Source organism: Streptomyces dioscori, from assembly GCF_003024195.1.
Lineage (GTDB): Bacteria > Actinomycetota > Actinomycetes > Streptomycetales > Streptomycetaceae > Streptomyces > Streptomyces dioscori.
Genome location: NZ_KZ679043.1, coordinates 29,598 through 55,065 on the forward strand (window position 1 = coordinate 29,598; position 25,468 = coordinate 55,065).

Consider the following 25,468-nt stretch of genomic DNA (forward strand, 5'->3'; position numbering starts at 1 on the left):
GAGGCGTACTTCACCGTACGCGACGGCACTGACACCGACCAGGGCCGTCGGGCCCATTGACGGTGCTCCGGGTTAAGGTCTGATCGACATACACAGGAGGCACTCGGGTGATCTACGGCGCAATGAAGTTTTCCATCGGAGGGCCCCTGAAGCTCGCCTTCAGGCCCTGGGTGGAAGGCCTCAGGAACATTCCCGCCGAGGGCCCGGCCATCCTGGCGAGCAACCACCTGTCGTTCTCGGACTCGTTCTTCCTCCCCGCGGTCCTCGACCGCAAGGTCACCTTCATCGCGAAGGCGGAGTACTTCACCACGCCAGGCGTGAAGGGCAGGATGACCGCCGCCTTCTTCAAGGGCGTCGGCCAGCTGCCGGTGGACCGCTCCGGCGGACGCGGCGCGGGCGAGGCGGCGATCAAGAGCGGTGTCGACGTCCTGGAGCGCGGCGAGCTGTTCGGTATCTACCCGGAGGGCACCCGGTCGCCCGACGGCCGCCTCTACCGGGGCAAGCCCGGCGGACTCGCGCGCGTGGCACTGGCCACCGGGGCGCCCGTCATCCCGGTCGCCATGATCGACACCGAGAAGATCCAGCCGCCGGGCAAGGTGATGCCCAAACTGATGCGCCCGGGCATCCGCATCGGCGAACCGCTGGACTTCAGCCGCTACAACGGCATGGAACACGACCGTTTCGTGCTGCGCGCGGTGACCGACGAGGTCATGTACGAAATCATGAAGCTCTCCGGACAGGAGTACGTCGACATCTACGCGACGGCCGCCAAGCGGCAGCTCGCGGAGGCGGCGAAGGCACAGAAGCAGGCCCAGAAGGAAGTCCAGAGGGAAGCGCAGAAGGAAGCCGACCGGGTGCGCCAGGCGGCGGACCAGGAGCGGGCCGGCCGGGAGCAGGCCGACAAGGAGCAGACCGGCTCGTAGACCTGGACGCGGCCGCGGGGGATGGGGTACTGGGGGACATGGCCAAGCGCGAGAGAGTCATGAGGATGTCGGTCGAGCAGCCGCTGTGGCGCGCGCTCACGGGGTACCGCGTCCTGACGCTGTTCTACGCGATCGGTCTCTTCGTCGCGAAGAACGACGAGTTCGTCCGCCCCGGAGTGGCCATCGGCTACTACGTGCTGCTCGCCGCCTGGACCTTCGCGACCCTGCCCAAGGTGGCGAACGCGCAGAGCTGCACCAAGCCCTTCCTCGCGGCCGATCTGACCGTCGCCCTCACGGGCATCCTGCTCACCCCGGTCGCCGACGCCCACGACCGGATCGTGGCGGGCGGCCCGACCCTCCCCTCGATATGGACCGCGGGCGCGGTGCTGGCGTTCGCCATCAAGGGCGGCTGGCGCTGGGCGGCTTTCGCCTCGGCGCTCGTCGGCGTCGCCAACGTCGTACAGCGCGGCGCGCTCAGCGAGGACACCCTCCACAACGTGCTGCTGGTCTGGGTCGCCTCGATCGCCATCGGATACGTCGTCGAGGTCGCCCGTGCCTCCGAGCGCACCCTGGCCCGCGCACTGGAGATCGAGGCGGCGACCCGCGAACGCGAGCGGCTCGCCCGTGACATCCACGACGGTGTCCTCCAGGTGCTCGCCATGGTGCAGCGGCGCGGCTCCGCGATCGGCGGGGAGGCCGCCGACCTGGGCCGTCTCGCCGGCGAACAGGAGGTCGCGCTGCGCACCCTGGTCTCCGGCGGACTCGTGCCCGTCTCGCGGCTCTCGGAGGACGAGGCGGAGGGAGCCGTCGTCCGCACGGTGGACGAGCCGGACCCGCAGGACGACTCCGTCCCCCGCGATCTGCGTCCGCTGCTCGCCCCGTACGCCACCGCGAAGGTGACGTTCTCCGAGCCGGGCACCCCGGTGCCGCTCCCGGCCGGGGCCGTGAGAGAGCTGGCCGCGGCGGTCGGCGCGGCCCTGGACAACGTCCACCGCCACGCGGGCGCGGACGCGCGGGCCTGGATCCTGGTCGAGGACGAGCCGGACGAGGTGATCGTGACCGTCCGGGACGACGGCCCCGGTATCCCCGAAGGACGGCTCGCCCAGGCCGAGGGGGAAGGGCGCCTCGGGGTGGCCCTGTCGATCCGGGGACGGCTGCGGGAGATCGGGGGCACCGCCGAGCTGATCTCGGTGCCCGGCCAGGGCACGGAAGTGGAACTGAAGGTACCGAAGCAGGCACCGAAGGCCTCGAAGGGGCCCAAGGGCACACGGGGGAAGGCGGAAAAGGCATGACCGAGGGACAAGGACAAGGGCAGGGGCAGGGGCAGGGGCAGGGGCCGGGGCAGGGACCGGGATTGGAACAGGGACAGGGACAGGCCGCGATCCGGGTCATGGTGGTCGACGACCACCCGATGTGGCGTGACGCGGTCGCCCGCGACCTCGCCGAGTCCGGATTCGACGTGGTCGCCACCGCGGGCGACGGCGAGCAGGCGGTGCGCCGGGCCCAGGCCGCCGGACCCGACGTCCTCGTGCTGGACCTGAACCTGCCGGCCAAGCCCGGTGTGCAGGTCTGCAAGGAACTCGTCGGCCTCAACCCCGCCCTGCGCGTCCTGGTCCTCTCCGCGAGCGGCGAGCACGCCGACGTCCTGGAGGCGGTCAAGTCCGGCGCCACCGGCTACCTCCTCAAGTCGGCCTCCACGGAGGAGCTGATCGACGCGGTGCGCCGCACGGCCGTCGGAGACCCCGTCTTCACCCCGGGCCTCGCGGGACTGGTCCTCGGCGAGTACCGCAGGCTCGCCTCCGACCCCGGCCCCGCCACCGGCGGCGACGAGCCGAGGGCCCCGCAGCTCACCGACCGAGAGACCGAAGTACTGCGCCTGGTGGCCAAGGGCCTGAGCTACAAGCAGATCGCCGAGCGTCTCGTGATCTCCCACCGCACCGTGCAGAACCACGTCCAGAACACCCTGGGCAAGCTGCAGTTGCACAACCGCGTGGAGTTGGTGCGCTATGCCATAGAGCGGGGCCTCGACGACGCGTAAACCCGCCGATACACACCAACGAGTGATGACGGGTGATCAACTCCCGCACATTGCACCGGAATTGACCTTCCGCCCTCTCCTGAAGTGACCTGGATCACTATTAGCGTGAGTTCCGTCAGCCAACCATGGCGAAGGGACTTTCCATGCGGGTCGGAGTACTGACCGGTGGCGGCGACTGCCCCGGGCTCAACGCCGTCATCCGGGGCATCGTCCGCAAGGGCGTGCAGGAGTACGGCTATGACTTCACCGGCTTCCGGGACGGCTGGAGGGGTCCGCTGGAAGGCGACTTCGTCCGGCTCGACATTCCCGCCGTGCGGGGCATCCTGCCGCGCGGCGGCACCATCCTCGGCTCCTCGCGCACCAACCCCCTCAAGGCCGAGAACGGCATCCGCCGGATCAAGGAGAACCTCGCCAAATGCGAGGTCGACGCCCTGATCGCGATCGGCGGCGAGGACACCCTCGGGGTCGCCGCGCGCCTCACCGACGAGTACGGGGTGCCCGTCGTCGGCGTACCGAAGACCATCGACAACGACCTGTCCGCCACCGACTACACCTTCGGGTTCGACACCGCCGTCGGGATCGCGACCGAGGCGATCGACCGGCTGCACACCACCGCCGAATCGCACATGCGGGTGCTGGTGTGCGAGGTGATGGGGCGGCACGCGGGCTGGATCGCGCTCCACTCGGGGCTCGCGGGCGGCGCGAACGTCATCCTCATCCCGGAACAGCGCTTCGACGTCGACCAGGTCTGCGCCTGGGTGACCTCGCGCTTCAAGGCCTCGTACGCGCCGATCGTGGTCGTCGCGGAGGGTGCGATGCCCAAGGACGGCGACATGGTCCTCAAGGACGGGTCGCTGGACTCCTTCGGGCATGTGCGGCTGTCCGGTGTGGGGGAGTGGCTGTCCAAGGAGATCGAGCGGCGCACGGGTAAGGAGGCGCGGACGACCGTCCTCGGTCACGTCCAGCGGGGTGGCACTCCCAGTGCGTTCGACCGGTGGCTGGCCACGCGGTTCGGGTTGCACGCGATCGAAGCCGTCCGGGACGGGGACTTCGGCAAGATGGTCGCGCTCCAGGGGACCGACATCGTGCGCGTCCCGATCGCGGAGGCGACGGCCCGCCTGAAGACGGTGGATCCGCGACTGTACGAGGAGGTCGGGGTCTTCTTCGGCTGACTTCTACTCGCCCCCGCCGCCCCTACCCGTTCCCGTCCACGCATGGGGGCTGCGCCCCCTCGCCCCCTTTGTCCTCAAACGCCGGACGGGCTGAAAGATGCCTTTCAGCCCGTCCGGCGTTTGAGGACCGGGGGTTCGGGGGCAGCGCCCCCGAGGCAGGTACGGGAACGGGTAGGGGCGGCGGGGGCGAGAACAGTCCGGGGTTCGTATATTCGGCGGGGTAAGCGTACAAACACCGCCAAACCCCCGGAGGGCCCCGTGGAGATCCTCGCCTTCGGCGTCCAGGCCGACGAGAAGCCCCTCCTCGAAGAGGCCTTCCGGGCGGAGGGCCACCACGGCGTCCGCTGCCTGGACGTGTTCCTCAACCAGGACACCGCCCCCATCGCCGCCGGCTACGAGGCCGTCTCCACCAGCGTCAACTGCGAACTGGGCGGCCCCGTTCTGCAGACCCTCACGACCGGCGGCACCCAGCTGGTCGCCCAGCGCTCCACCGGCTTCAACAACATCGACCTCCAGGTCGCCGAGCGCCTCGGTATGACGGTCGCGCGGGTCTCGTACTACTCGCCGTACTCCGTCGCCGAGTTCGCCTGGACCCTCGCCATGGCCGTCAACCGCCGCATCGTCCGCGCCTCCAACCGCACGCGCGACTTCGACTTCCGGCTGGACGGGCTGATGGGCCGCGACATGCACGGGCGCACCGCGGGCATCCTCGGCACCGGCAAGATCGGCGAGGCGTTCACCCGTATCGCCCATGGCTTCGGGATGGATCTCCTCGGCTGGGACGCCGTCGAGAACCCCGCCTGCGTGGAGCTGGGCATGAGGTACGTGTCCAAGGAGCGGCTCCTCGCCGAGTCCGACCTGGTCAGCCTGCACGTACCGCTGCTGCCGGAGACCCAGCACCTGATCGACGCCGCCGCCCTGCGCACGATGAAGGACGACGCGGTCCTGGTGAACTCCAGCCGCGGCGGCCTCATCGACAGCCGGGCCCTGGTCGCCGAACTGCGCGCCGGCCGCTTCACCGGCGTCGGCCTCGACGTGTACGAGGCCGAGGCCGGGCTCTTCTTCCTCGACAAGTCCCTCGAAGTGGTGGACGACGACACCCTGGCCCGCCTGGTCACGTTCCCGAACGTCGTCGTCACCTCCCATCAGGCGTACTACACCGTGGACGCGGTCGGCCAGATCATCGCGGCCACGGTGGACAACGTCCTCGACTACCTGGCGGGCCGCCGCTCCGAGAACGTGCTGGCGCCCGCCCCGGCGCGGACCTGAACCAGCAGCTCCCGTACGACGTCCGTGCCGCGCAGGGTCAGTACCGACTCGGGGTGGAACTGCACCCCGGCGAAGCCGGGCCCGCGCAGCGCGTGCACCTCCTGGCTCCGGCTTCTGGCGACCTCCACGCCATGGGCCGCCAGCTCCAGCGCGGCCTCGTCGTCGCAGCGCGCCACGAAGCTGTTGTAGAAACCGACGGTCTCGGTCCGCCCGAACAGGTCGATATCGCTCTGGGCCCCTTGGTACGGGATCTCCTTGCGCACGGTCTCCAGGTCCAGCTCCGCCGCGATCAGCTCATGACCGAGGCACACCCCCAGGACGCCGTGCCGGTGCCCGCGCAGCACCTCAGCGGTGAGGCCGCGCAGGAAGGCCATCTTCGGGTCCGCCAGGTCGGACGGATCGCCGGGGCCGGGGCCCAGCACCAGCGGGCCCTCGTGGGCGAGGACGGCCTCCCGCAGGCCCTCCTCGTCGTACCGCCGCACGGTCACGGTCAGACCGGACGAGCGCAGCAGATGCGCGAGCATCGCCGTGAAGGTGTCCTCCCCGTCCACGACGAGCGCATGGCCCGACAGTTCGGCGGACGGCTCCTGCATCCGCAGCCAGAACGGCGCCAGCGAGGCCCGCCGCCCGTCGAGCGCGGCCCGCACCCGCGGATCGTCCGCGAGGCGCGCCCGCGCCTCCTCCCCGCCCGGCCGCCCGGGGCGTACGCCGAGAGCGGCCAGTACGCCCGCCGCCTTCGCGTGTGTCTCCGCGACCTCGTTCGCCGGATCCGACCCGCGGACGAGAGTCGCGCCCACCGGTACGCGCAGCCGTCCGCCGCCGTCGATGTCGGCGGTCCGGATGAGGATGGGGGAGTCGAGGGTCTGGGCGCCGCCGGAGTCGCGCCCGATGAGGGCGAGGGCCCCGGCGTAGTAGCCGCGTCCGCCGACCTCGTGCCGCTCGATCACCCGGCACGCGTTCTGCACCGGCGACCCGGTGACGGTCGCGGCGAACATGGTCTCCTTCAGCACCTCGCGCACGTCCAGCGACGACTTGCCGCGCAGCTCGTACTCGGTGTGCGCGAGGTGGGCCATCTCCTTGAGCCGCGGCCCGATCACGACGCCGCCCATGTCGCCGACCGTGCACATCATCTTCAGCTCCTCGTCGACGACCATCGAGAGCTCCTCGACCTCCTTGCCGTCGGCCAGGAACTCCAGCAGGTCCTCGGGCGTCGGCCCCTCGGCGGGATAGCGGTACGTGCCGCTGATCGGATTCATCACGACGGTCCCGCCGGACATCCGCACATGCACCTCGGGGCTCGCGCCGACCAGCGTGCGCTCCCCGGTGTGCACGACGAACGTCCAGTACGCCCCCCGCTCGCCCACCAGCAGCCGCCGGAACAGCGCCAGCGCGTCGGCCCGTCCGAACCCGGGGACCGATCCCTCGTACGTCCGCCGGATGACGAAGTTCGCGCCCTCGCCCCGTCCGATCTCCTCCCGCAGCACCCGCCCGACGATCCGCGCGTACTCCTCGTCCGCGACGTCGAAGCCGCCGTCCTCGACCCGCACGTCGTGCGCGGGCAGCTCCGCCAGGACCTGCTCCAGGGAGAACTCGTACGACTCCTCCGGGACGAGCACCGACAGGGGAGTGCCGTCGTCGTGGACGTCGAAGCCGCGCTCGCGGATCTGGCGGTACGGGACGAGGGCGAGCCCTTCGGGGAGGTCGGCCAGCCGCTCGTGCTCGGTGACCGGCCCGAGCAGCAGCTCGACGGTGTCGGCTCTTCCGGCGGGGCGGCCCGGCGTGCGGCGGCGCAGCAGGGCGAACGGGCGGGGATCGTCCAGCAGATCGAGCAGGTTCATGGGTTTTTGTTCCTTCTCGGAGTCTCGGCGTCTCAGTGCGGTGCATGAGGGGGGCGAGAGGTCGTGAGGAACGGTCCCGGTCGCGAAAACACCGAAGGCCGCCCCTCGGGCGGCCTTCGCGAAGTCCTGCGTACGCGCAGTCAGTGGGCCGCCGGGTGAGCGGTCCACCACCAGTTCTGGTTCTGGGTCGGGTGCGCGAACATGCGCCGCACCCTACCCCACGCCGGCGCCGCCGCGGGATCCGTGCGGACGGTGGCCGGTTCGTGGCGCTTCGATCGAGCACGATCCGTCTCAATTGATGAGCATGGGGAGGGATGCCCGACACGACCCCGTAATGTTGACGCCGTGACCGTGAACGCTAAGTCCAGCGCGAGCGCTGGCAACACCTGGCGAGACCTGCCCGCGGCGCAGCAGCCCGAGTACCCCGATGCCGAGGCTCTGCGCGAAGTGATCGCGGACCTTGAGTCGTATCCGCCGCTCGTCTTCGCCGGCGAGTGCGACCAGCTGCGCGCCCGGTTGGGAGCAGTCGCCAAGGGCGAGGCGTTCCTTCTCCAGGGCGGCGACTGCGCCGAGGCCTTCGACGCCGTGTCCGCCGACCACATCCGCAACAAGCTCAAGACCTTGCTGCAGATGGGCGCCGTCCTCACGTACGCGGCGTCCGTGCCGGTCGTGAAGGTCGGCCGGATCGCCGGCCAGTACTCCAAGCCGCGCTCCAAGAACACCGAGACCCGCGACGGCGTGACCCTGCCGACGTACCGCGGCGACTCGGTCAACGGCTTCGACTTCAACGAGAAGGCCCGGATCCCGGACCCCGAGCGGCTGAAGCGGATGTACAACGCCTCCGCCTCCACGCTCAACCTGGTCCGCGCCTTCACCACCGGCGGTTACGCGGACCTGCGCCAGGTGCACGCCTGGAACCAGGACTTCGTACGGACCTCGCCGTCCGGCCAGCGCTACGAGCAGCTGGCGCGCGAGATCGACCAGGCGCTGCACTTCATGAACGCCTGCGGGGCCGACCCGGAGGAGTTCAAGACCGTCGAGTTCTACGCCTCCCACGAGGCGCTGCTCCTCGACTACGAGTCGGCGCTGACCCGGGTCGACTCCCGCACCGGGCACCTGTACGACGTCTCGGGCCACATGGTGTGGATCGGTGAGCGCACCCGGCAGCTGGACGGCGCGCACATCGAGTTCGCCTCGAAGATCCGCAACCCGATCGGGATCAAGCTGGGCCCGACGACCACGGCCGAGGACGCGCTGCAGTACATCGAGCGGCTCGACCCGGACCGTGAGCCGGGCCGGCTGACCTTCATCGTCCGCATGGGCGCCGACAAGGTCCGCGACAAGCTGCCCGAGCTGGTCGAGAAGGTCACCGCCTCGGGCGCGACCGTCGCCTGGATCACCGACCCGATGCACGGCAATACGTACGAGGCGGCCTCCGGCCACAAGACCCGCCGCTTCGACGACGTGCTCGACGAGGTCAAGGGCTTCTTCGAGGTCCACAAGGGCCTCGGTACGCACCCGGGCGGCATCCACGTCGAGCTCACCGGTGACGACGTCACCGAGTGCGTGGGCGGCGGCGACGAGATCTTCGTCGACGACCTGCACCAGCGCTACGAGACGGCCTGCGACCCCCGGCTGAACCGCAGCCAGTCGCTTGACCTGGCCTTCCTGGTCGCGGAGATGTACCGGGACCAGTAGCAGATCAGCAGCCGTTCCGGCTGTTACAGACACGCACATTGGGGCGCGGATCACATACGATCCGCGCCCCGTCGCACTTTTGCGGCTCAGACTCGGCGGGTAAGGTTAGGTTAGCCTCACCGATCTTCGGGACGGCACGACCTATCGAATCCCGTCGGGAGGTGGCACCGCGTGTTCGTCTGCAACTGCTTCGGAGTGACCGAGGCACAGGTGAAGAAGCACGCGGCGGACGGCGCCTGCACCCCCCGGCAGATAGCGTCCGCCTGCAAGGCGGGCACCGACTGCGGATCCTGCGTCCGGCGCATCCAGGCCCTGCTGGGCCGGGGCGCCCTCCCCGGCCGGGACACGGCCAAGCAGGACATACCGGCGCTCGCGGAGGCGGGCCGCCGACAGGAGCGGCTGGACGAGGCGGCCTAGGGGCTTCCCGGGTCCTAGCTCTCCGGCTGTTCGATGAGCTGCGCGATGTAGAGCGCCTCGCCGAGCTTCTCCACCAGCTCCAGCTGGGTGTCCAGATAGTCGATGTGGTGCTCCTCGTCGGCGAGGATCGACTCGAAGATGTTCGCGGACGTGACGTCGCCCTTGGCCCGCATCACGTCGATACCGCGCCGGAGCCGGTCGATCGCCTCGACCTCGACCTGGCGGTCCGCCTGGAACATCTCGGTGACCGTCTGTCCGACCCGGACGTGGAAGAGCCGCTGGTAGTTCGGCAGGCCGTCCAGGAAGAGAATGCGGTCGGTGAGCAGCTCCGCGTGCTTCATCTCGTCGAACGACTCGGAGCGCGTGTACTTCGCGAGCTTCGTCCAGCCGAAGTTCTCCTGCATCTTCGCGTGCAGGAAGTACTGGTTGATCGCGGTGAGCTCGGCGGTCAGCTGCTCGTTGAGGAATTCGAGAACCTCGGGGTCGCCCTGCATCGCGAAGGCTCCTTCCAAGCGGGGGAACTGGTGGGTTGCGCCGCATGATTGCACCGGCGTTGAAGATCGTCCAGTAAGTGCATGCTTAGTAAGTAAGTACAGGCTTAGTCCGACTTGTCGCGGTTGACCGGGAGGGTACGGACCTGGTCATGTCCACCTCCCCGGGTCTGTCAGGATGGAGTCATGGGTCAGCCGGTGGGTCGTGAATCTGGAGAAGCAGCGCAGTCGGAGCTTCCGCCGGGGCAGCGACTGCAGCGGGGCTGGCCGGTCACGCACTACGGGCCCGTACCGAAGTTCCGCCCCGAGCGCTGGGAGTTCAGGATCTTCGGCGCCACCGCAGACGGTGAGAAGTACTGCTGGACCCATGACGAGTTCACCGCGCTGCCGTACGCCACGGTCGTGGCCGATCTGCACTGCGTCACGAAGTTCAGCATGGTCGGCGCGGAGTGGGGCGGGGTGCCGACCCGTACGATCCTGGAGATCGCCCCGCCGTCGCCCGCCGTCACCCATGTCATGGTCTGGGCGGAGTACGGCTTCAGTTCGAATCTGCGCCTGGATGACTTCGCGTCCGAGCGCTCGATCTTCGCCACCCGCAAGGACGGCGAACTGCTCACCGCGGAGCACGGCTTCCCGCTGCGTCTCGTCGTGCCGCAGCTGTACGCCTGGAAGGGCCCCAAGTGGGTCCGCGGTGTGGAGTACATGACCGCCGACCGCCGCGGCTTCTGGGAGGAGCGCGGCTATCACAACGTCGGCGACCCCTGGCGCGAGCAGCGCTACTCCTACCAGGAGGAGCCCGGGGACGGCCCCGAGCTCTGACCGTCCCGAGCCCTGATCCGTCCCGAGCTCTGACCGTCCCACGCCCTGACCCGCCCCGAGCCCTGGCCGTCCCGTCCCGCGACCGTTCAGGGTTCCGCCCGTCCCGGCAGCCGCTGTTTCAGCTGTTCAGTGGTGGTATTGGTGCACCACGGCGTGGCCCTTGCCGCGGCCGATCATCCACTTGTTGACCGGTGTCGTGACCACGAACGCGGCGGCCAGCGCGATCGCCAGCACCCACCAGAACAGCGCGTCCCCGAGCCCGGCGTCCATCGCGCCCGGCCAGACGACGATCACGCCGTTGTCGATCAGCTCCATCACGGCGATGGAGAGCGTGTCCGCGGCGAGCGCGACCCGGATCGCGGCCCTGAGGTCGACGCCCGCTTTCAGGACGCCGCGCAGGGTGAGCGCGTAACCGAAGAAGAAGGCCAGGGCGATCGCCAGGGCGAGCGTCGGCACGGAGCCCCAGCCGAGGGCGGTGCCGATCACCATGCCGAGCACCTCGCCGATGGCGCACCCGGTGAGGCAGTGCAGGGTGGCGCGGACGGCCATGGACCAGCTCGCGTGCGGGTGTCCGTCGTGCTGCATCAGAGCCCCCCAATGTTGAGTGACGGTCCTGTTTCAGAATCGGAACCCTATACCCCTAGGGGGTATTCTCTCAAGAGAGTTCACCCGCCGGGGAGCCGGGAGCCGGGACCGGGCGGGGTGGAGTGCGGTGGGGCGGGGCGGAGTGCGGGGAGTGTCCGCTCAGCCGTCCCTGAGCTTCTTCAGGCGCTCCACGTCCGCCGCGTGCCCCTCCTTGCCGCCGGGCGTCTCGATGACCAGCGGTACGCCCTCGGTGGCGGGGTGGGTCATCAGGGCGCGGAACGGGTCCTCGCCGATGTGACCGGCGCCGATGTTCTCGTGGCGGTCCTTGTGGGCGCCGGCCACGTCCTTGGAGTCGTTGGCGTGGATCAGCTTCAGCCGGCCCTCGCCGACCGTGTCCACCAGTAGATCGAGGGTCTGGTGCATCCCGCTGGGCCCGGTGAGGTCGTGGCCCGCGGCGAAGATGTGGCACGTGTCCAGGCAGACACCCAGCTTGGGATGGGCGTCGAGCGCCTCGAAGTACGGCCCGAAGTCCCAGGTCCGCGAACAGAGCGAGGAGCCCTGGCCGGCGGTCGACTCCAGCAGCAGGAACGGGTCGTCGTCGTGGGTCAGCTCGTCCAGCAGCGGCAGCAGATACTCACGCACCTGCCGGAGCGCCACCGAGCGCTCCCGGCCGCCGGTCGCCGAGCCCGTGTGCACGACCACGCCCAGCGCCCCGATGGCCCGGCCCCGGCGCAGTGAGTGCCGCAGCGACTCCACCGACCTCTCCACGGTCGCCTCGGTGTGCGAGCCGAAGTTGATCAGGTAGGGCGCGTGGACGTACGCGGGGATGTTCTCCACGGCGCAGGCCGCGCGGAACTGCTCGTCCTGGGCCGGGTTCCCGGGCGGTGTCGCCCAGCCGCGCGGGTTGGCGACGAAGACCTGGACGGTCTCGGCGGCCAGTTCACGCGCGTACGAGAGGCCTACGGAGGCAAGGCCTCCGGCGACCGGGACATGGCCGCCGACGGGGTTGCGGGACTGCTGAGTGCTCACCCTCCAAGGGTGTCACGCGGTCCCGGCCGTCCCGTCGGCGGCCATGTGCCTGCAAAAGCCCTGCCCTGAAACTCGGCCGCTCAGCCGCTCAGCCGCTCAGCGGATCTTGATGGTGATCCTCGATCCCTTGGGCGCCTGCTCGCCGCCCTCGGTCGACTGGCTGTCGACCGTGTCGCCGAAGAGCCCGAGCAGCCCGCGGTCCACCTCGACCTCGAAGCCGGCCTCTTCCAGTGTCTGCTTGGCGTCGTCGACGCTGTCTCCCACGACGTCCGGCACCTCGATCATCGGCGGCCCCTTGGACACCGTCAGCTTGACGGTGTCGCCCTGGGCCACCCGCTTGTCGGGATCGGGCGACTGCTCGGCGACCTGGCCGGCTTCATAGTCGGAGGTGATCCGTCCGGAGGCGACCTCGACCGTCAGGCCCGCGTCCTCCAGCTCCTGCCGGGCGTCCTCCACGTCGTAGCCGAGCACGTCGGGCACCTCCACCGGGCTGCCCTTGCTGACGACGAGCGCGATCGCCGAACCGCCGCGGCGCTCGGTGCCCGCCCCCGGCTTCGTGCCGATGACCTGGCCCACGACGACGTCTTCGCTGAAGGCCTTGGTGACCATGCCGGCCGCCAGCCCTTCCTTCTCCAGCCGCTCCTTGGCCTTGCTGAGCACGAACCCCCTGAGGTCCGGGACCCGCACGGTGTTCGGGCCCTTGGAGATCGTCAGCGTCACGGTGCCGTTGTCGCGGATCTTGGCGGTGGGCTTCGGGTCGGTGCTGATGACCCTGCCGAGCTTGACGGTGTCGCTGTACGCCTTCTCGGTCTTCACGCCGAGACCGGCGCCCTCGACGCTCTTCCTGGCCTGCGCCTCGGTCTTGTCGAGCACGGCGGGGACCTCGGTGAACTGGCCCGAGTTGATGTACCAGACCCCCGCGCCGACGCCGAGGACCAGCAGCACCGCGGCGACGATCGCGAGCACACCCCGGCGAGGTGCCCTCATGCGGACACGCCGCGGCGGCTCGGGCGGCGGGGACGGCAGGAAGCTGGTGCGGTGCAGCTCCGCGTCGTCGTCCTCGTTCACCGGGAGCATCCGGGGCACCGACAGCGAGCGCGGGATCACGCTCGTACGGTTCTCGGCGCCACCAGGGCGGTCCCCGGCGAGGGCGCCCGGGGGCACGGCGTCCAGCTGGTCGTCGCTCAGCGCACTGCGCGCGTCCAGGGTCAGGGCGAGCAGCGCCACCGCGTCGTAGGGGCGGACCCCGGGGTTGCGGGCGGTCGCCGAGGTGACCAGCTCGTCGAGTTCGTAGGCGAGGCCCGGCACGAGCGCCGACGGCGCGGGCACGTCCTCGTGGAGGTGCTTGTAGAGCACCGCGGCGGGTGAGTCGCCCGAGTGCGGACGGTCGCCGGTCAGCATCTCGTAGAGGAGGATGCCGCACGCGTACACGTCCACGCGGGGGTCGGCCGTGCCGTGTTCTATCTGCTCCGGCGCGAGATACGACACCGTGCCCAGGACGGCGCCCGTCGTGTGGGTGACCGTGTCCACGGCCCGTACGAGCCCGAAGTCCGCGACCTTCACCCGGCCGTCGTCCCCTATCAGGACGTTCTCCGGCTTCATGTCGCGGTGCACGAACCCGGCGCGGTGCGCGGCGCCGAGCGCGGCGAGGACCGGCTCCAGGATGTCCAGCGCGGCCCGTGGCTGCAGCGCCCCGCGCTCGCGCAGTACGTCACGAAGGGTGCATCCGGCCACGTACTCCATCGCCAGATAGACGTACGGGCCGTCGGTCCCCTGGTCGAAGACCTGCACCACGTTCGGATGGGCGAGCCTGGCCACCGACTTGGCCTCGCGGATGAAACGGTCGACGAACGAGACGTCGGCCGCCAGGGTCGGGTGCATCACCTTGAGCGCGAGCACCCGGTCGAGACGGGTGTCCACGGCCCGGTAGACCGTGGCCATCCCGCCGACCGCGATGCGGGCCTCGACGCGATACCGACCGTCGAGCACATGCCCGACCAAGGGGTCTTGAAGGGTCGTATCCACGCAGGTGAGTGTACGAGCCGCCACTGACGGAGCCGCCCGTGCGGGCGATTCCGGGGCGGTACTGAAGCCGACCTGTGACGCACCCCGCATGCCGGCAGGCACGCTACGGCATACACATTTGGTACGGATTCGGGCGCGCGTTCCCGCCAAAGGCCGGAAAGCCCCGAAGAGCCCGATGAAGCGTCAGAAAGCGGGGCGCTCCGGGTCGAGTCGTGCGATTCCGTCCGACGTGGACGAGGCCTCCGCGAAGTGGCGGCGCGGAATGCGCCCCGCCCGGTACGCCAGGCGCCCGGCCTCGACCGCGTGCCGCATGCCCTCGGCCATGAGGACCGGCTCCTGCGCCCGGGTCACCGCCGAGGCGAGCATCACACCGGCACACCCCAGCTCCATGGCGAGCGCCGCGTCCGACGCCGTACCCGCTCCCGCGTCCAGGATCACCGGCACGCGCGCGTGCTCCACGATCAGCTGGAAGTTGTGCGGGTTGCGGATCCCGAGCCCCGACCCGATGGGCGACCCGAGCGGCATGATCGCGGCGCAGCCCACGTCCTCCAGCTTCCGGGCGAGGACCGGGTCGTCGTTCGTGTAGGGGAGGACCGTGAAGCCGTCGTCCACGAGGGTCTCGGCGGCGTCGAGCAGCTCGATCGGGTCGGGCAGCAGGGTGCGCTCGTCGGCGATGACCTCCAGTTTGACCAGGTCCGTGCCGAGCGCCTCGCGCGCGAGGCGGGCCGTCAGGACGGCCTCCCCGGCGGTGAAACAGCCCGCCGTGTTGGGCAGTACGCGGATGCCGAGCCGGTCGAGCACGGAGAGGACCGAGCCGTGCGACCCGGGACTCACGCGCCGCATGGCGACCGTCGTCAGCTCCGTGCCGGACGCGACGAGCGAGCGCTCCAGGACGTCGAGGCTGGGGGCACCGCCGGTGCCCATGATCAGACGGGACGTGTAGGACGTACCGCCGAGGAAGAAGGGGTCGTCGGCCATGGGTCAGCCTCCTTGGACGGCGGTGAGTACTTCGACGCGGTCTCCCTCGCGCAGGAGGGTCGTCGGCCACTGCGTGCGCGGGACGACGGTCTCGTTGAGCGCGGCGGCGACACCGGAGGGGGCCGCGCAGAGCGCGGTCACGAGGGTGTCGAGAGGGGTGTCGGCGGCGAGCTCCCGCCGCTCCCCGTTGACGAGGACGGTCACGCTCATGCGGGCTGCTCCGTGAGTGCGGCGGCGGTGTCGAACCGGCCCGGGGTGAACGGACGCGCCACTTCCGGGAGTTCACCGGTGGTCAGCGCGTGCGCCAGGGCGTCGCCGGTGACCGGGGTGAGCAGCACGCCGTTGCGGTGGTGGCCGGTCGCCAGGAGCAGCCCGGGAAGGTCCGTCGGGCCGAGCAGGGGCGCGTTGTCGGGGGAGCCGGGGCGCAGTCCGGCGCGCGTCTCGGTGAGCGGCAGTTCGGTGATGCCGGGGACGAGTTCGTGGGCGTCCCGCAGCAGTTCGTACACACCGCCCGCGGTCACCGTGGTGTCCCAGCCCAGTTCCTCGCTGGTCGCGCCGACGACCAGCTCGCCGTTCTCGCGCGGCACCAGGTAGACGTGGCTGCCGCGGACCACGGCCCGCACGGTCCGGCTCAGGAAGGGCGCGCCCCGGCTCTGTGACGCGGGGGCGGGCTCCGGCATGGCCAGCCGCAGCACCTGCCCCTTCACGGGCCGCACCGGCGGCAGTACGTCCTCGGGCACACCCGCGAGACGTCCGCTGAGGCTGCCCGCGGCGAGGACGACCTGACCCGCGGACAGCTCGGTGCCGTCCGTGGTGACGACTCCGGTGGCCCGGTCCCGTACGACGGTCAGGCGCTCGGCCCACGTCCGGTGGAGGACCACTCCGGCCCGCTCGCAGGCCGTGACGAGGGCCGCGGCGAGCCGTCGCGGGTCGATCTGGTGGTCGCCGTCCACCCGCAGTCCGCCGCGTACCCCGGGCGCGAGCATCGGCTCCAGACGGCGGCACTCGCGGCCGCTCAGCCACTCCGACTCCAGGCCCGACCGGCTCTGCAGGGCGTGCAGTTCGCGCAGATGCGCGCGGTCGTCGGCGTCGAGCGCGACGGTCAGCGTGCCGCACCTGCGGTAGCCGAGATCCTGGCCGGTGGCCTCCGTCAGCTCCGCGACGAAGTCCGGATAACGCTCCGCCGAGGCCAGGTTCAGGCCGAGCAGGGTCTCCTCGCCGTAGTGCAGCTCCGTGACGGCGGCCAGCATTCCGGCCGCGACCTGCGCGGCGCCGCCGCCGGGTTCGGGATCCACCAGCGCGGTCGTCAGCCCGCGCTGCACGGCCCGCCACGCGGTGACCAGGCCGATGATCCCGCCTCCGACGACCAGGACATCGGTGGTCGGGATGCTCGGGGATGCTTGCGGTGTACGCGACATGGGCGTCCAGCCCCTCCCTTCGCCGGCATGACCCGGATCAGGTTCGTACGGTCGGAGGCCGTCCCAGCCTCCCTCTCAGCCCGGTACGCCCGGGCTCCCGCGAGTGCTTTACGTTGGCCACCCTAGCTCTTCGCCCCGCGCCCCAGTAGGGAGCCTCACGGCATGGCCCGCTCGCTCGACGGACTCGTTCTCGCCCCCGTGGCCGACCAGGCACCGGGTCAGGTGGGTACGCGCACCCGGTTCTCGTACCACGAGAAGGACGGTGAGATCTGGGCCGAGTACGCGGGCGGCGACGTCGTACGCGGCCACCTCGTCGGCACCCGCGAGGGCGACCGGCTCGACTTCCGGTACGTACAGCTGAAGACGGACGGGACCACCTCCTCCGGGCACTGCGTGTCCCAGGTCGGCGAGACCCCTGACGGCCGGGTGCGGCTGGCGGAGACCTGGGAGTGGGAGTCCCAGGAGGGCAGCGGGACGAGTGTGGTCGAAGAGGTCACCCTCGGCTGACGCCGTGACGGGGCGTTGTGCAACAGCTCACCGACCGCGCCCCTGACCGACGATTTCACCGACTGTCTATGGTGACCGGGTGAGCGAGCTGACACAGGAAACGGGCCCGGCGGCGGGCGTACGCGTCGTGATCGTCGGCGCGGGCATGGCAGGGGTCCAGACCGCCGTCGCCCTGCGGGAACAGGGCTTCCCCGGCAGTGTGACCCTGATCGGCGCGGAACCCCACCAGCCGTACGACCGGCCGCCGCTGTCCAAGGCCGTCCTGCTCGGCAAGGCCGAGGGATCCGCCTTCGACGTCGACTTCGAGACCCTCGACGTGGAACTGCGCCTGGGCCTGGAAGTGACCGGCGTCCGCCCGGACACCCGCGAACTCGACACGGCCGAGGGACGCGTCCCGTACGACGTCCTGGTCGTCGCCACAGGAGCGGAACCCGTCCGGCTGCCGGGCACCGAGGGCGTACCCGGAGTCCATCTGCTGCGCACCCTCGACGACGCCGAGCGGCTGCGGCCCGTCCTCGCCCGGCAGCACGACATCGTGGTGGTGGGCGCGGGGTGGATCGGCGCGGAGTTCGCCACGGCGGCGCGCGAGGCGGGGTGCTCGGTGACCGTCGTCGAGGCCGCCGACCGGCCGCTCGTCGGCGCGCTGCCGGCCGAGGTGGCCGCGCCCATGACCGCCTGGTACGCGGACAGCGGGGCGTCGCTGCGCACCCACGCGCGCGTGGAGCGCGTCGAGCCCGGCGCGGTGGTGCTGGACGACGGCTCGCGGCTGCCCGCGGGCGCCGTGGTCGTCGGGATCGGGGCGCGGCCCGCGACGGGCTGGCTGGCCGGTTCGGGCATCGAACTGGGCGTCCACGGGGAGATCGTCGCGGACGACCACCTGCGCGCCTCGCTCCCGGACGTGTACGCGGTCGGAGACTGCGCGTCGTTCCCGTCGGGCCGGTACGGGGAGCGGCTGCTGGTCCACCACTGGGACAACGCGCTCCAGGGGCCGCGCACGGTCGCGGCGAACATCGTGGGGGAGACGCCGGCGCCGTACGACCCGGTGCCCTACTTCTGGTCCGAGCAGTTCGGCCGCTTCGTCCAGTACGCGGGGCACCACGGGGGCGCCGACGCGCTGCTCCGGCGGGGGGATCCGGCGGGGCCCTCCTGGTCGGTGTGCTGGCTCCGGGAGGGGCGGCTGGTGGCGGTCCTGGCGGTGGGGCGACCGCGGGACCTGGCGCAGGGGCGCCGGCTGATCGAGTCCGGCACCCGAATGGACCCCACGCTCCTGACGGACCCGTCACGCCCCTTGAAGAGCGCGGCGCTCTGACCGGCCGTTCGTCGTCTGCGGCCCCGGTGGGGGCGGGCCGCGCAGTTCCCCGCGCCCCTGAAAAGCGGAGCTGCGCCCCTGCTTAGCGCCCCTAAGGGGCGCGGGGAACTGCGCGCTCAGCCACGTCCGGCCCGCACCCGACGTACAACCGGGGGTTTGAGGGGCGCGGGGAACTGCGCGACCGGCCACGGACGGCCCGCACCCGACGTGCGGACGGTGTGCGCGCCGGCCGGGGCCGGGCGGACCGCCCGGGTACCGGGTGTCAGTGGGAGATGGCAGGCTTGTACCCGTGACCGAGATTGACGCAAAGATCGATGCTCTCGTCCCCGCCTGGCTCACCCTCCCCGACATCGCCGAAAAGTTCGGCGTCGAGGTGACGCGCGTCCGGCAGCTGGTCAGGGAAGGCCAGCTGATCGCCGTACGCCGTGGTGAGAACCGCGCGCTGCACGTCCCCGCCGCTTTCATCGACGTGGACGAACAGAAGGTCGTCAAGGGCCTCGCAGGCACCCTGACGCTCCTGCGGGACGACGGCTACAACGACGAAGAGATGCTGGAGTGGCTCTTCACCCCCGACGAGAGCCTGCCCGGCACCCCCGCGCAGGCTCTGAGTGAGAATCGCGGCACGGAGGTGAAGCGCCGCGCCCAGGCGCTCGCCGTCTGACCTGAGGACACCGCACCACCGCAACGCCGCACGGCGTACGGGCCGCGGGCCGCGAGCTGTGAAGACAGGACCGGGCCCGCGGCCCGTACGCCACCGACACCACACGGGGGACCCACGCATGCCCGAATCCACCGCACGCGCGCAGCTCGCCGACGCCAGGGTCTACCTCTGCACGGACGCCCGCAGGCGCCAGGGCGACCTCGCCGCCTTCCTGGACGCGGTCCTCGCGGGCGGCGTGGACATCGTGCAGCTGCGGGACAAGGGCATGGAGGCCGCCGAGGAGCTGGAGCACCTCGCGGTGTTCGCGGACGCCTGCCGCCGGCACGGCAAGCTCCTCGCGGTGAACGACCGCGCCGACGTCGCCCACGCCGCCGGAGCCGACGTCCTGCACCTCGGCCAGGGAGACCTCCCCGTCCCCGCCGCCCGCGCGATCCTCGGCGACGAGGTCCTGATAGGCCGCTCCACGCACGCAGGACCGGAGGCCTCGGCCGCCGCCGTCCAGGACGGCGTGGACTACTTCTGCACCGGCCCCTGCTGGCCGACCCCCACCAAGCCCGGCCGCCACGCGCCGGGCCTCGACCTGGTCCGGCACACGGCCGCGCTCGGGACGGACCGCCCCTGGTTCGCCATCGGCGGCATCGACCTCGGCAACCTCGACGAGGTGCTCGAAGCGGGCGCCCGCCGTGTCGTCGTCGTACGGGCGATCACCGAGGCCGACGACCCGGGCGCGGCGGCGGCGGAGTTCGCCAAGCGGCTGCGGACGGCCTGAGCCGAGGGCCGATCGCGTGCCGGTCAGGGCCCGCGCTCCAGGATCGGTCGAGCGCCGGTTGTCCGAGGAGTGGACAACAAGTCGACAAATCGGGCAAATTCCCCACGCCCGGTTGGGGGACCGTCTCCCCCTGGCTAACCTGCGGGTATGGCCCTCGGATCTGCTTCCACCAGGACTGACCGCGCACGCACCGTGCGTGACATGCTCGCGACCGGCAAGACGACCTTCTCGTTCGAGTTCTGGGCGCCGAAGACCGAAAAAGGCGAGCGGAACCTGTGGAACGCGCTGCGCAGGGTCGAGGCGGTCGCCCCCAGCTTCGTCTCCGTGACCTACGGCGCCGGCGGCACCACCCGCGCGGGCACGGTCAAGGCGACCGAGCAGATCGTCGCCGACACGACCCTCACCCCGGTCGCCCACCTCACCGCGGTCGACCACTCCATCGCGGAACTGCGCAACATCATCGGCCAGTACGCGGACGCCGGGATCCGGAACATGCTCGCGGTGCGCGGCGACCCGCCCGGCGACCCCATGGCCGACTGGGTGGCGCACCCCCAGGGCCTCACGTACGCGGCCGAACTGGTCCAGCTCATCAAGGAGTCCGGCGACTTCTGCGTGGGTGTCGCGGCCTTCCCCGAGATGCACCCGAGGTCCGCGGACTGGGACGCGGACGTGGCGAACTTCGTCGACAAGTGCCGGGCCGGCGCCGACTACGCGATCACGCAGATGTTCTTCCGCCCGGACGCCTACCTGCGGCTGCGTGACCGGGTCGACGCGGCGGGCTGCGCTACGCCGGTCATCCCCGAGGTGATGCCGGTGACCAGCGTGAAGATGTTGGAGCGATTGCCGCAACTCAGCAACGCATCCTTCCCGGATGCCCTGAAAGAGCGGATCCTCACAGCCAAGGACGATCCGGCGGCTGTACGCTCCATTGGCATCGAGTTCGCCACGGAGTTCTGCGCGACACTGCTGGCCGAGGGAGTCCCCGGACTGCATTTCATTACGTTGAACAACTCCACCGCGACGCTGGAAATCTACGAGAACCTGGGCCTGCATCACCCACAGCAGGCCTAGACCGGTCGCATCGTGATACGACACACTGCGTAGCGGCCATCTGGGAGAGGGGCGTACATGGGCTGGACGGTCCTCTACATCGCATTCGGCATCGTCGCGCTGTGGCTGCTGGGCGAGGTGCTGCTGCAGTACAAGGCGCGGCTGCGCTGGCGGCTGCTGGCCTTCGGCGGCTTCCTCGGGGTGGTCATCGGTGTCCTGATCCCGTCGGTGGTGGTCATCGGTCTGGGCGCCGCCGCCTTCGCCGTCGGGCAGACGTACGTCACGCTGTCGTTCCGCAGCGGCTTCGCGGCCGGCTGGGCCGTCGCCGGACGGCCGGGCATCACCAAGCGCCGCCGCGGCGAACCCGAGCGCCAGGAACCGACCCTGGAGGTCACGGACCTCCAGGCCGCGCAGAGCGGAACGTATCCTCAGGACGACTTCGGCCGCGGCGAGAGCTTCGGCGGGGACGACGCCTTCGGACGTGAGGAATCGGTTTTCGGGCAGCGCCCCGCGAACGCCGCCGAGTCCACCGCCGTCTACGAGCCGCAGCCGCTGCCCGACGACACCGGCCAGTACGGCGTCTACAGCGAAGCCGCCTACGCGGCCGCCGCCGACGCCGCGTACGCCGCCTCCGCCCAGGCGCAGGCACAGGGCGGCCAGGCCGACCAGGGCCAGTCCCAGGACCAGTTCGCCCAGAACTACGGGTACGACGGCTACTCGGGCTACGACCAGCAGCAGTACGGCTACGACACCGGACAACAGCAGCAGTACGCCCCCTACTCCGACCCGTACGTCGGCTCGCAGTCCTACGACGCCTCCTACGGCCAGTCCTACGACACCTCGCAGCAGCAGTACGGGCAGCAGGGACAGCAAGGGCAGCAGGGTTACGAGCAGGACCAGTACGCGGCGGGCGCCTACAACGGCGCCGAGAACACTCCGCCCGGCGGGGTCTGGGTGCCGCAGCAGCGGAACACCGAGGACCCGTACGGCGGCGAACTCCCGCCGGAGCAGCCCTATCCGTACGAGGGCAACGGTCAGCAGCAGGGCGGGTACGACGAGCAGCGGTACCGGTACTGACACCGGCACCGGCACCGGCGTCGGCACCGATGTGCTCTCACGTCGGAGTCTCTGGCCCCGTCCCCGTCCCCGTCTCCGCCCCCGTCACTGCGAGCCCCTGAAGTCCGGCCCCTCCACGATCAGTCCGGCGACCAGCGATCCCGACATCCCGGCGTGCGGAAGCCCGCCGCCGGGGTGCGCCCAGCCGCCGACCGCGAACAGCCCCGGTATCCGGGTGGTGTTGCCCGGCCGCAGCCGGGTGCCGCCCTCGCCGGCCAGCGCGGGAGCGGGTATACCACCGCCCGGGGCCCCGGTCTCCCGCTCCGTGTGCAGGGGCGTCCGTACCTCGCGCCACAGCACGCGTCCGCGCAGCCCTGGCACGGCCCGCTCCGCGGCGGCGACCATACGGTCCGCGAAGGCGTCGGCGGCACCGGCCGCCGCCCAGTCGTGGTGTGCGAGGGACGGGACCGTCGCCGTGAGCACCACGGACTCGTGGGCGTCGTCCGGGCGCAGCAGCGGATCGTCCGGACGGTCCACCCACACCGTGGGCCGCGGCGCCGCCGTACCCGCCGTGAAGGTGTGGTCCAGCTCCTCGGTCCGGTTCGGTGTGTGCACGACCGTGCGGTGCGCGGCGCCCGCCTCGCGCGGGCCGCGCAGGGCGAGGCAGACCACGGCCTTGCCGCGGGACGGGGACGTGGGCTGCGGCCCGGGTGCCTCGCCCCCGTACAGATCGTCGCGGCCCGTCAGGCTCTTCAGCAGCTCCGGCGGACCGCCCACCACGAAGTCCGCCTCGGAGACGGTTCCGTCGCGCAGTTCCACGCCGGTCGCCCGGCCGTCCTTCTCGGTGATCGCGACGACCTCGGCCCCGAAGACGAACTCCACCCGGCGGGCCACGCACCGCTCGTGCACGGCCCGCGCCAGCTCGCGGATCCCGCCGCGCACGTACCACGCGCCGAAGGCGTGCTCCATGTACGGCAGGACGGCCGCGCTCGCCGGGACCGCGCGCGGGTCGAGGCCGTACGCCAGCGCGTAGCTCTCCAGGAGGGCGGCGAGGCGGGGGTCGCCCAGCTCCCAGGCGCCGACCTCCGCGAGCCGGGCCGCCGTGCGGGTGCGCAGCAGGCGCCGCTGCCGCAGCGCGGGGTAGGGCTCGCGCTCGCCCAGCACCTGCCAGTCCGCCCACAGCGGCTCCTCCAGGAGCGGCCTGCGCGTCCGGTCCCAGGCCTCGCGGGCCCGCACCAGGAAGTCGCCCCAGCGCTCACCGGCGCCCGCGCCCAGTGCCCCGTCCAGGGCCGAGACGACCCCCGCGCGCGAGGCGTTGGGCAGCGACACCTCCGTGCCGTCGGCGAAGACGTGCCGTGCCGCCGGGTCGACCTGGACCAGGTCGACGCACGCCTCCAGGGGCTCCTTGCCGGTCTTCACGAACAGATCGCGGTGAACCGCGGGCAGCTGGAGCAGCCCGGGGCCCGTGTCGAAGGCGAACCCGTCGCGCTCGAAGCGGCCCAACGCTCCGCCGTACGTCGCCGCCCGCTCGTACACCGTCACCCGGTGGCCCGCGACGGCCAGCCGGGCAGCGGCCGCCATCGCGCCCATCCCGGCGCCGATCACCACAATCCGTGCCATGCCAGGGACTGTATCGGCCGCCACCGACAACGGGGCCGCGGGCCCGGGCGCCCGCCGGGAGGCCGGGGTCAACCGCGAGGCCAGGGTCGGCCGGGAGGCCAGGGTCAGCCGGGCGGTGGCGGACCGAGCCGGTTCACGAGCCGTTTCTCCTCACGGCGCTGGGCCCGGCGCCGCAGGAACCGTCTGATCCGCGAGACGAGGAACCAGAGCACCAGCAGACCGGCGAGCAGCAGGACGCCCGCGATGATCGCCGCGGCCTCGGGGTGGAACATCGCGAAGGTCAGGATCCCGGCGACCCCGAGATCCTCCGCGGTGCTCATCACGACGTTGCTGAACGGCTCCGGCGAGGTGTTGATCGCCATCCGCGTACCGGCCTTGACCGTGTGGCTGGCCAGGGCCGAGGAGCCGCCGATCGCCCCGGCCGCCAGTTCGGACAGCGAACCGCTCTGCCCGGCGAGCAGCGCCGCGACGACGGCGCCCGACACCGGGCGGATCACGGTGTGGACGGTGTCCCACGCCGAGTCCACGTACGGGATCTTGTCGGCGAAGGCCTCGCAGACGAACAGGACGCCGGCCACGACGAGGACTTCGGGGCGCTGCAGCGACTCGGGGACCTCGTCGGTCAGTCCGGTCGCGCCGAAGAGGCCGAGGAGCAGCACCACCGCGTACGCGTTGACACCGCTGGCCCAGCCGCTGGTGAACACCAGGGGGAGTACGGACACGGACGCGATCGTAACCAGTCGGCAACGGCGTGTCCTGGGCATGAGTGCGCAGGACTGAGTACGCGTACCTAGGGAGTGAGTTGAGTACGCGCGCGGATGGGTTCCCACCTGCGCGAACGAGAGAGTGGAGGCACGGAAAGGGGCGCGGCTCCGGTACCGCCGACACGGGGCGGCGGAACGGCGCGGCGCCCTCTACCGCTCCTTCCGCCGATCACTCGGCGGGAGCGAGGCACGGGGGGCCCGGGGGAGACCGGAACGGGGGGAGCCGTCGGGGGCCACCGGGGGATGCACGGGGGTGCATGGGGGAGTACAGGAGGAGCGCCGGTCCGGCGTGGCCCGCGGGGGACGCGGCCACTACGGACCGGCGCTCACCTGTGTCCGCCGTGCCCGTCGGGACTCCGGGGCACCTGCGTCGCCTGTGTCACCGGGGTCCCAGGCGCCCGCCGCCGACCCTCCCCTGGAGCAGCAGCGACAGTGCCGCGTGGATGTCGTCCAGGGAACGCTGCGGCTGGAACGCCTGCCAGTCCAGGGCGGCCACCAGCACCATGCCGACCAGTGCCGCCGCCGTCAGCGGGGTGTCGATCTCGTCGCTCAGTTCGCCGTTCGCGATCCCGTCGCGCAGGACGTCCTCGACGACCGCGACCGCCTGCTGCCTGACCACCAGCAGCGTGGACTGCCAGGCCCGGTTGGTGCGCCACAGCTCCGCCACGTACAGCTGGGTGAAGGCCGGGTAACGGCCGATGAAGACGAGGCCCGCTCGGATCATCGCGTCCAGCGCGTCGACCCTGCTGCCGCCCTCCTCGTCGGTCTTCTCGACCGCTTCCCGCAGCGAGGCGGTGAGCAGTCCCACCCCGTGCCGGAGCAGCTCCTCGAAGAGGACGGACTTGCTCGCGAAGTTGTAGTAGACCGTGCCCTTCGCCACTCCGGCACGCTCGGCGATCTCGTCCACGGTGGTGGCGGAGAAGCCCTGCTCGGCGATGAGGGTCACCGCCGCCTCGTAGAGCTTCTGCCGGGTCGCCTGCCGCCGGCCGCCGCCGCTGTCCACCGTCCTGCTGCTTTCCATGGCCCTGATTG

At 71.2% G+C, this 25,468-nt stretch carries 26 protein-coding genes and 1 riboswitch; of the genes, 14 read left to right on the forward strand and 12 right to left on the reverse strand.

The features are described from left to right. Positions 1-122: 122 nt before the first annotated feature. The 5 genes from C6Y14_RS16445 to C6Y14_RS16470 all read left to right on the forward strand — a co-directional run bounded on the left by C6Y14_RS16445 (position 123) and on the right by C6Y14_RS16470 (position 5,402). Positions 123-923: a lysophospholipid acyltransferase family protein gene (locus C6Y14_RS16445; protein ID WP_107017804.1), complete on the forward strand. Its 801-nt coding sequence runs from the start codon at positions 123-125 to the stop codon at positions 921-923. A gap of 38 nt (positions 924-961) precedes the next feature. After that, positions 962-2,215: a MacS family sensor histidine kinase gene (gene macS / locus C6Y14_RS16450; protein ID WP_199854757.1), complete on the forward strand. Its 1,254-nt coding sequence runs from the start codon at positions 962-964 to the stop codon at positions 2,213-2,215. Positions 2,216-2,313: 98 nt separating this feature from the next. Next, positions 2,314-2,961 carry a response regulator gene (locus C6Y14_RS16460; RefSeq protein WP_107017805.1) on the forward strand — a complete coding sequence of 216 codons (648 nt, stop codon included), beginning with the start codon at positions 2,314-2,316 and terminating at the stop codon, positions 2,959-2,961. 143 nt (positions 2,962-3,104) lie between these two features. Next, complete coding sequence (locus C6Y14_RS16465) at positions 3,105-4,133, forward strand: 6-phosphofructokinase (protein WP_107017450.1); 1,029 nt, start codon at positions 3,105-3,107, stop codon at positions 4,131-4,133. Positions 4,134-4,391: 258 nt separating this feature from the next. Continuing rightward, on the forward strand, positions 4,392-5,402 hold the full coding sequence (locus C6Y14_RS16470) for a 2-hydroxyacid dehydrogenase (protein WP_107017451.1): 1,011 nt from the start codon (positions 4,392-4,394) through the stop codon (positions 5,400-5,402). Here C6Y14_RS16470 and C6Y14_RS16475 read toward each other — a convergent pair. Next, the gene (locus tag C6Y14_RS16475; protein ID WP_107017452.1) at positions 5,345-7,240 is read right to left on the reverse strand and encodes an anthranilate synthase family protein; all 1,896 of its coding nucleotides are present in this window, start codon (positions 7,238-7,240) and stop codon (positions 5,345-5,347) included. The genes C6Y14_RS16470 and C6Y14_RS16475 overlap by 58 nt on opposite strands. Before the next feature lie 140 nt (positions 7,241-7,380). Beyond that, complete coding sequence (locus tag C6Y14_RS45870; protein WP_152776879.1) at positions 7,381-7,443, reverse strand: trp operon leader peptide; 63 nt, start codon at positions 7,441-7,443, stop codon at positions 7,381-7,383. 142 nt (positions 7,444-7,585) lie between these two features. Between C6Y14_RS45870 and C6Y14_RS16485 the strand changes: the two genes are divergently transcribed. Continuing rightward, a complete protein-coding gene (locus C6Y14_RS16485; protein ID WP_107017454.1) occupies positions 7,586-8,938 on the forward strand; it encodes a class II 3-deoxy-7-phosphoheptulonate synthase in 1,353 nt (450 codons plus the stop codon). A gap of 171 nt (positions 8,939-9,109) precedes the next feature. Then, positions 9,110-9,355, forward strand: a complete 246-nt coding sequence (locus C6Y14_RS16490) for a (2Fe-2S)-binding protein (RefSeq protein ID WP_107017455.1) — start codon at positions 9,110-9,112, stop codon at positions 9,353-9,355. Positions 9,356-9,369: 14 nt separating this feature from the next. On the opposite strand, the gene bfr is transcribed toward C6Y14_RS16490, so the two are convergent. Continuing rightward, entirely contained in the window at positions 9,370-9,849 is a 480-nt protein-coding gene (gene bfr, locus C6Y14_RS16495; protein WP_107017456.1) for a bacterioferritin, read from the reverse strand. Between the two features lie 183 nt (positions 9,850-10,032). Here bfr and C6Y14_RS16500 point away from each other — a divergent pair, with 183 nt between their 5' ends. Next, complete coding sequence (locus tag C6Y14_RS16500; RefSeq protein ID WP_107017457.1) at positions 10,033-10,665, forward strand: sulfite oxidase-like oxidoreductase; 633 nt, start codon at positions 10,033-10,035, stop codon at positions 10,663-10,665. Between the two features lie 126 nt (positions 10,666-10,791). Here the strand turns inward: C6Y14_RS16500 and C6Y14_RS16505 are convergent, their stop codons facing one another. From C6Y14_RS16505 to thiO, 6 genes are all read right to left on the reverse strand, one after another. Beyond that, complete coding sequence (locus tag C6Y14_RS16505; RefSeq protein WP_107017458.1) at positions 10,792-11,250, reverse strand: DUF4396 domain-containing protein; 459 nt, start codon at positions 11,248-11,250, stop codon at positions 10,792-10,794. 159 nt (positions 11,251-11,409) lie between these two features. Continuing rightward, positions 11,410-12,279, reverse strand: a complete 870-nt coding sequence (locus C6Y14_RS16510) for a deoxyribonuclease IV (RefSeq protein ID WP_107017459.1) — start codon at positions 12,277-12,279, stop codon at positions 11,410-11,412. A gap of 96 nt (positions 12,280-12,375) precedes the next feature. Next, positions 12,376-14,304 (reverse strand): Stk1 family PASTA domain-containing Ser/Thr kinase, encoded by a 1,929-nt coding sequence (gene pknB / locus C6Y14_RS16515; RefSeq protein WP_225891128.1) that lies wholly within the window; start codon positions 14,302-14,304, stop codon positions 12,376-12,378. Positions 14,305-14,487: 183 nt separating this feature from the next. Further along, entirely contained in the window at positions 14,488-15,282 is a 795-nt protein-coding gene (locus C6Y14_RS16520) for a thiazole synthase (RefSeq protein WP_107017461.1), read from the reverse strand. 3 nt (positions 15,283-15,285) lie between these two features. Then, positions 15,286-15,492, reverse strand: coding sequence for a sulfur carrier protein ThiS (gene thiS / locus C6Y14_RS16525; protein WP_199854758.1), 207 nt, complete (start codon positions 15,490-15,492; stop codon positions 15,286-15,288). After that, a complete protein-coding gene (gene thiO, locus C6Y14_RS16530) occupies positions 15,489-16,700 on the reverse strand; it encodes a glycine oxidase ThiO (protein ID WP_107017806.1) in 1,212 nt (403 codons plus the stop codon). The genes thiS and thiO overlap by 4 nt, the downstream gene beginning before the upstream one ends. Beyond that, positions 16,698-16,811, reverse strand: a riboswitch (TPP riboswitch). It overlaps the preceding gene by 3 nt. A gap of 51 nt (positions 16,812-16,862) precedes the next feature. Here thiO and C6Y14_RS16535 point away from each other — a divergent pair. The 6 genes from C6Y14_RS16535 (at position 16,863) to C6Y14_RS16560 (ending at position 22,073) form a co-directional block, all read left to right on the forward strand. After that, positions 16,863-17,207, forward strand: coding sequence for a hypothetical protein (locus C6Y14_RS16535; protein WP_107017462.1), 345 nt, complete (start codon positions 16,863-16,865; stop codon positions 17,205-17,207). A gap of 79 nt (positions 17,208-17,286) precedes the next feature. Beyond that, the gene (locus tag C6Y14_RS16540; RefSeq protein WP_107017463.1) at positions 17,287-18,516 is read left to right on the forward strand and encodes an NAD(P)/FAD-dependent oxidoreductase; all 1,230 of its coding nucleotides are present in this window, start codon (positions 17,287-17,289) and stop codon (positions 18,514-18,516) included. 289 nt (positions 18,517-18,805) lie between these two features. Next, entirely contained in the window at positions 18,806-19,177 is a 372-nt protein-coding gene (locus tag C6Y14_RS16545; RefSeq protein WP_107017464.1) for an Rv2175c family DNA-binding protein, read from the forward strand. 118 nt (positions 19,178-19,295) lie between these two features. Then, positions 19,296-19,946 (forward strand): thiamine phosphate synthase, encoded by a 651-nt coding sequence (gene thiE / locus C6Y14_RS16550; RefSeq protein WP_107017465.1) that lies wholly within the window; start codon positions 19,296-19,298, stop codon positions 19,944-19,946. A gap of 147 nt (positions 19,947-20,093) precedes the next feature. Then, positions 20,094-21,017 (forward strand): methylenetetrahydrofolate reductase [NAD(P)H], encoded by a 924-nt coding sequence (gene metF, locus C6Y14_RS16555; RefSeq protein WP_107017466.1) that lies wholly within the window; start codon positions 20,094-20,096, stop codon positions 21,015-21,017. 57 nt (positions 21,018-21,074) lie between these two features. After that, positions 21,075-22,073, forward strand: coding sequence for an SCO2102 family sporulation regulator (locus C6Y14_RS16560; RefSeq protein ID WP_107017467.1), 999 nt, complete (start codon positions 21,075-21,077; stop codon positions 22,071-22,073). An 84-nt stretch (positions 22,074-22,157) separates the two neighbouring features. On the opposite strand, the gene C6Y14_RS16565 is transcribed toward C6Y14_RS16560, so the two are convergent. The 3 genes from C6Y14_RS16565 to C6Y14_RS16575 all read right to left on the reverse strand — a co-directional run bounded on the left by C6Y14_RS16565 (position 22,158) and on the right by C6Y14_RS16575 (position 25,457). Continuing rightward, positions 22,158-23,672: a phytoene desaturase family protein gene (locus tag C6Y14_RS16565; RefSeq protein ID WP_107017468.1), complete on the reverse strand. Its 1,515-nt coding sequence runs from the start codon at positions 23,670-23,672 to the stop codon at positions 22,158-22,160. A 104-nt stretch (positions 23,673-23,776) separates the two neighbouring features. Then, positions 23,777-24,394 (reverse strand): DUF4126 domain-containing protein, encoded by a 618-nt coding sequence (locus C6Y14_RS16570; RefSeq protein ID WP_107017469.1) that lies wholly within the window; start codon positions 24,392-24,394, stop codon positions 23,777-23,779. A gap of 421 nt (positions 24,395-24,815) precedes the next feature. Then, the gene (locus tag C6Y14_RS16575) at positions 24,816-25,457 is read right to left on the reverse strand and encodes a TetR/AcrR family transcriptional regulator (RefSeq protein WP_107017470.1); all 642 of its coding nucleotides are present in this window, start codon (positions 25,455-25,457) and stop codon (positions 24,816-24,818) included. Between the last annotated feature and the right edge of the window lie 11 nt (positions 25,458-25,468).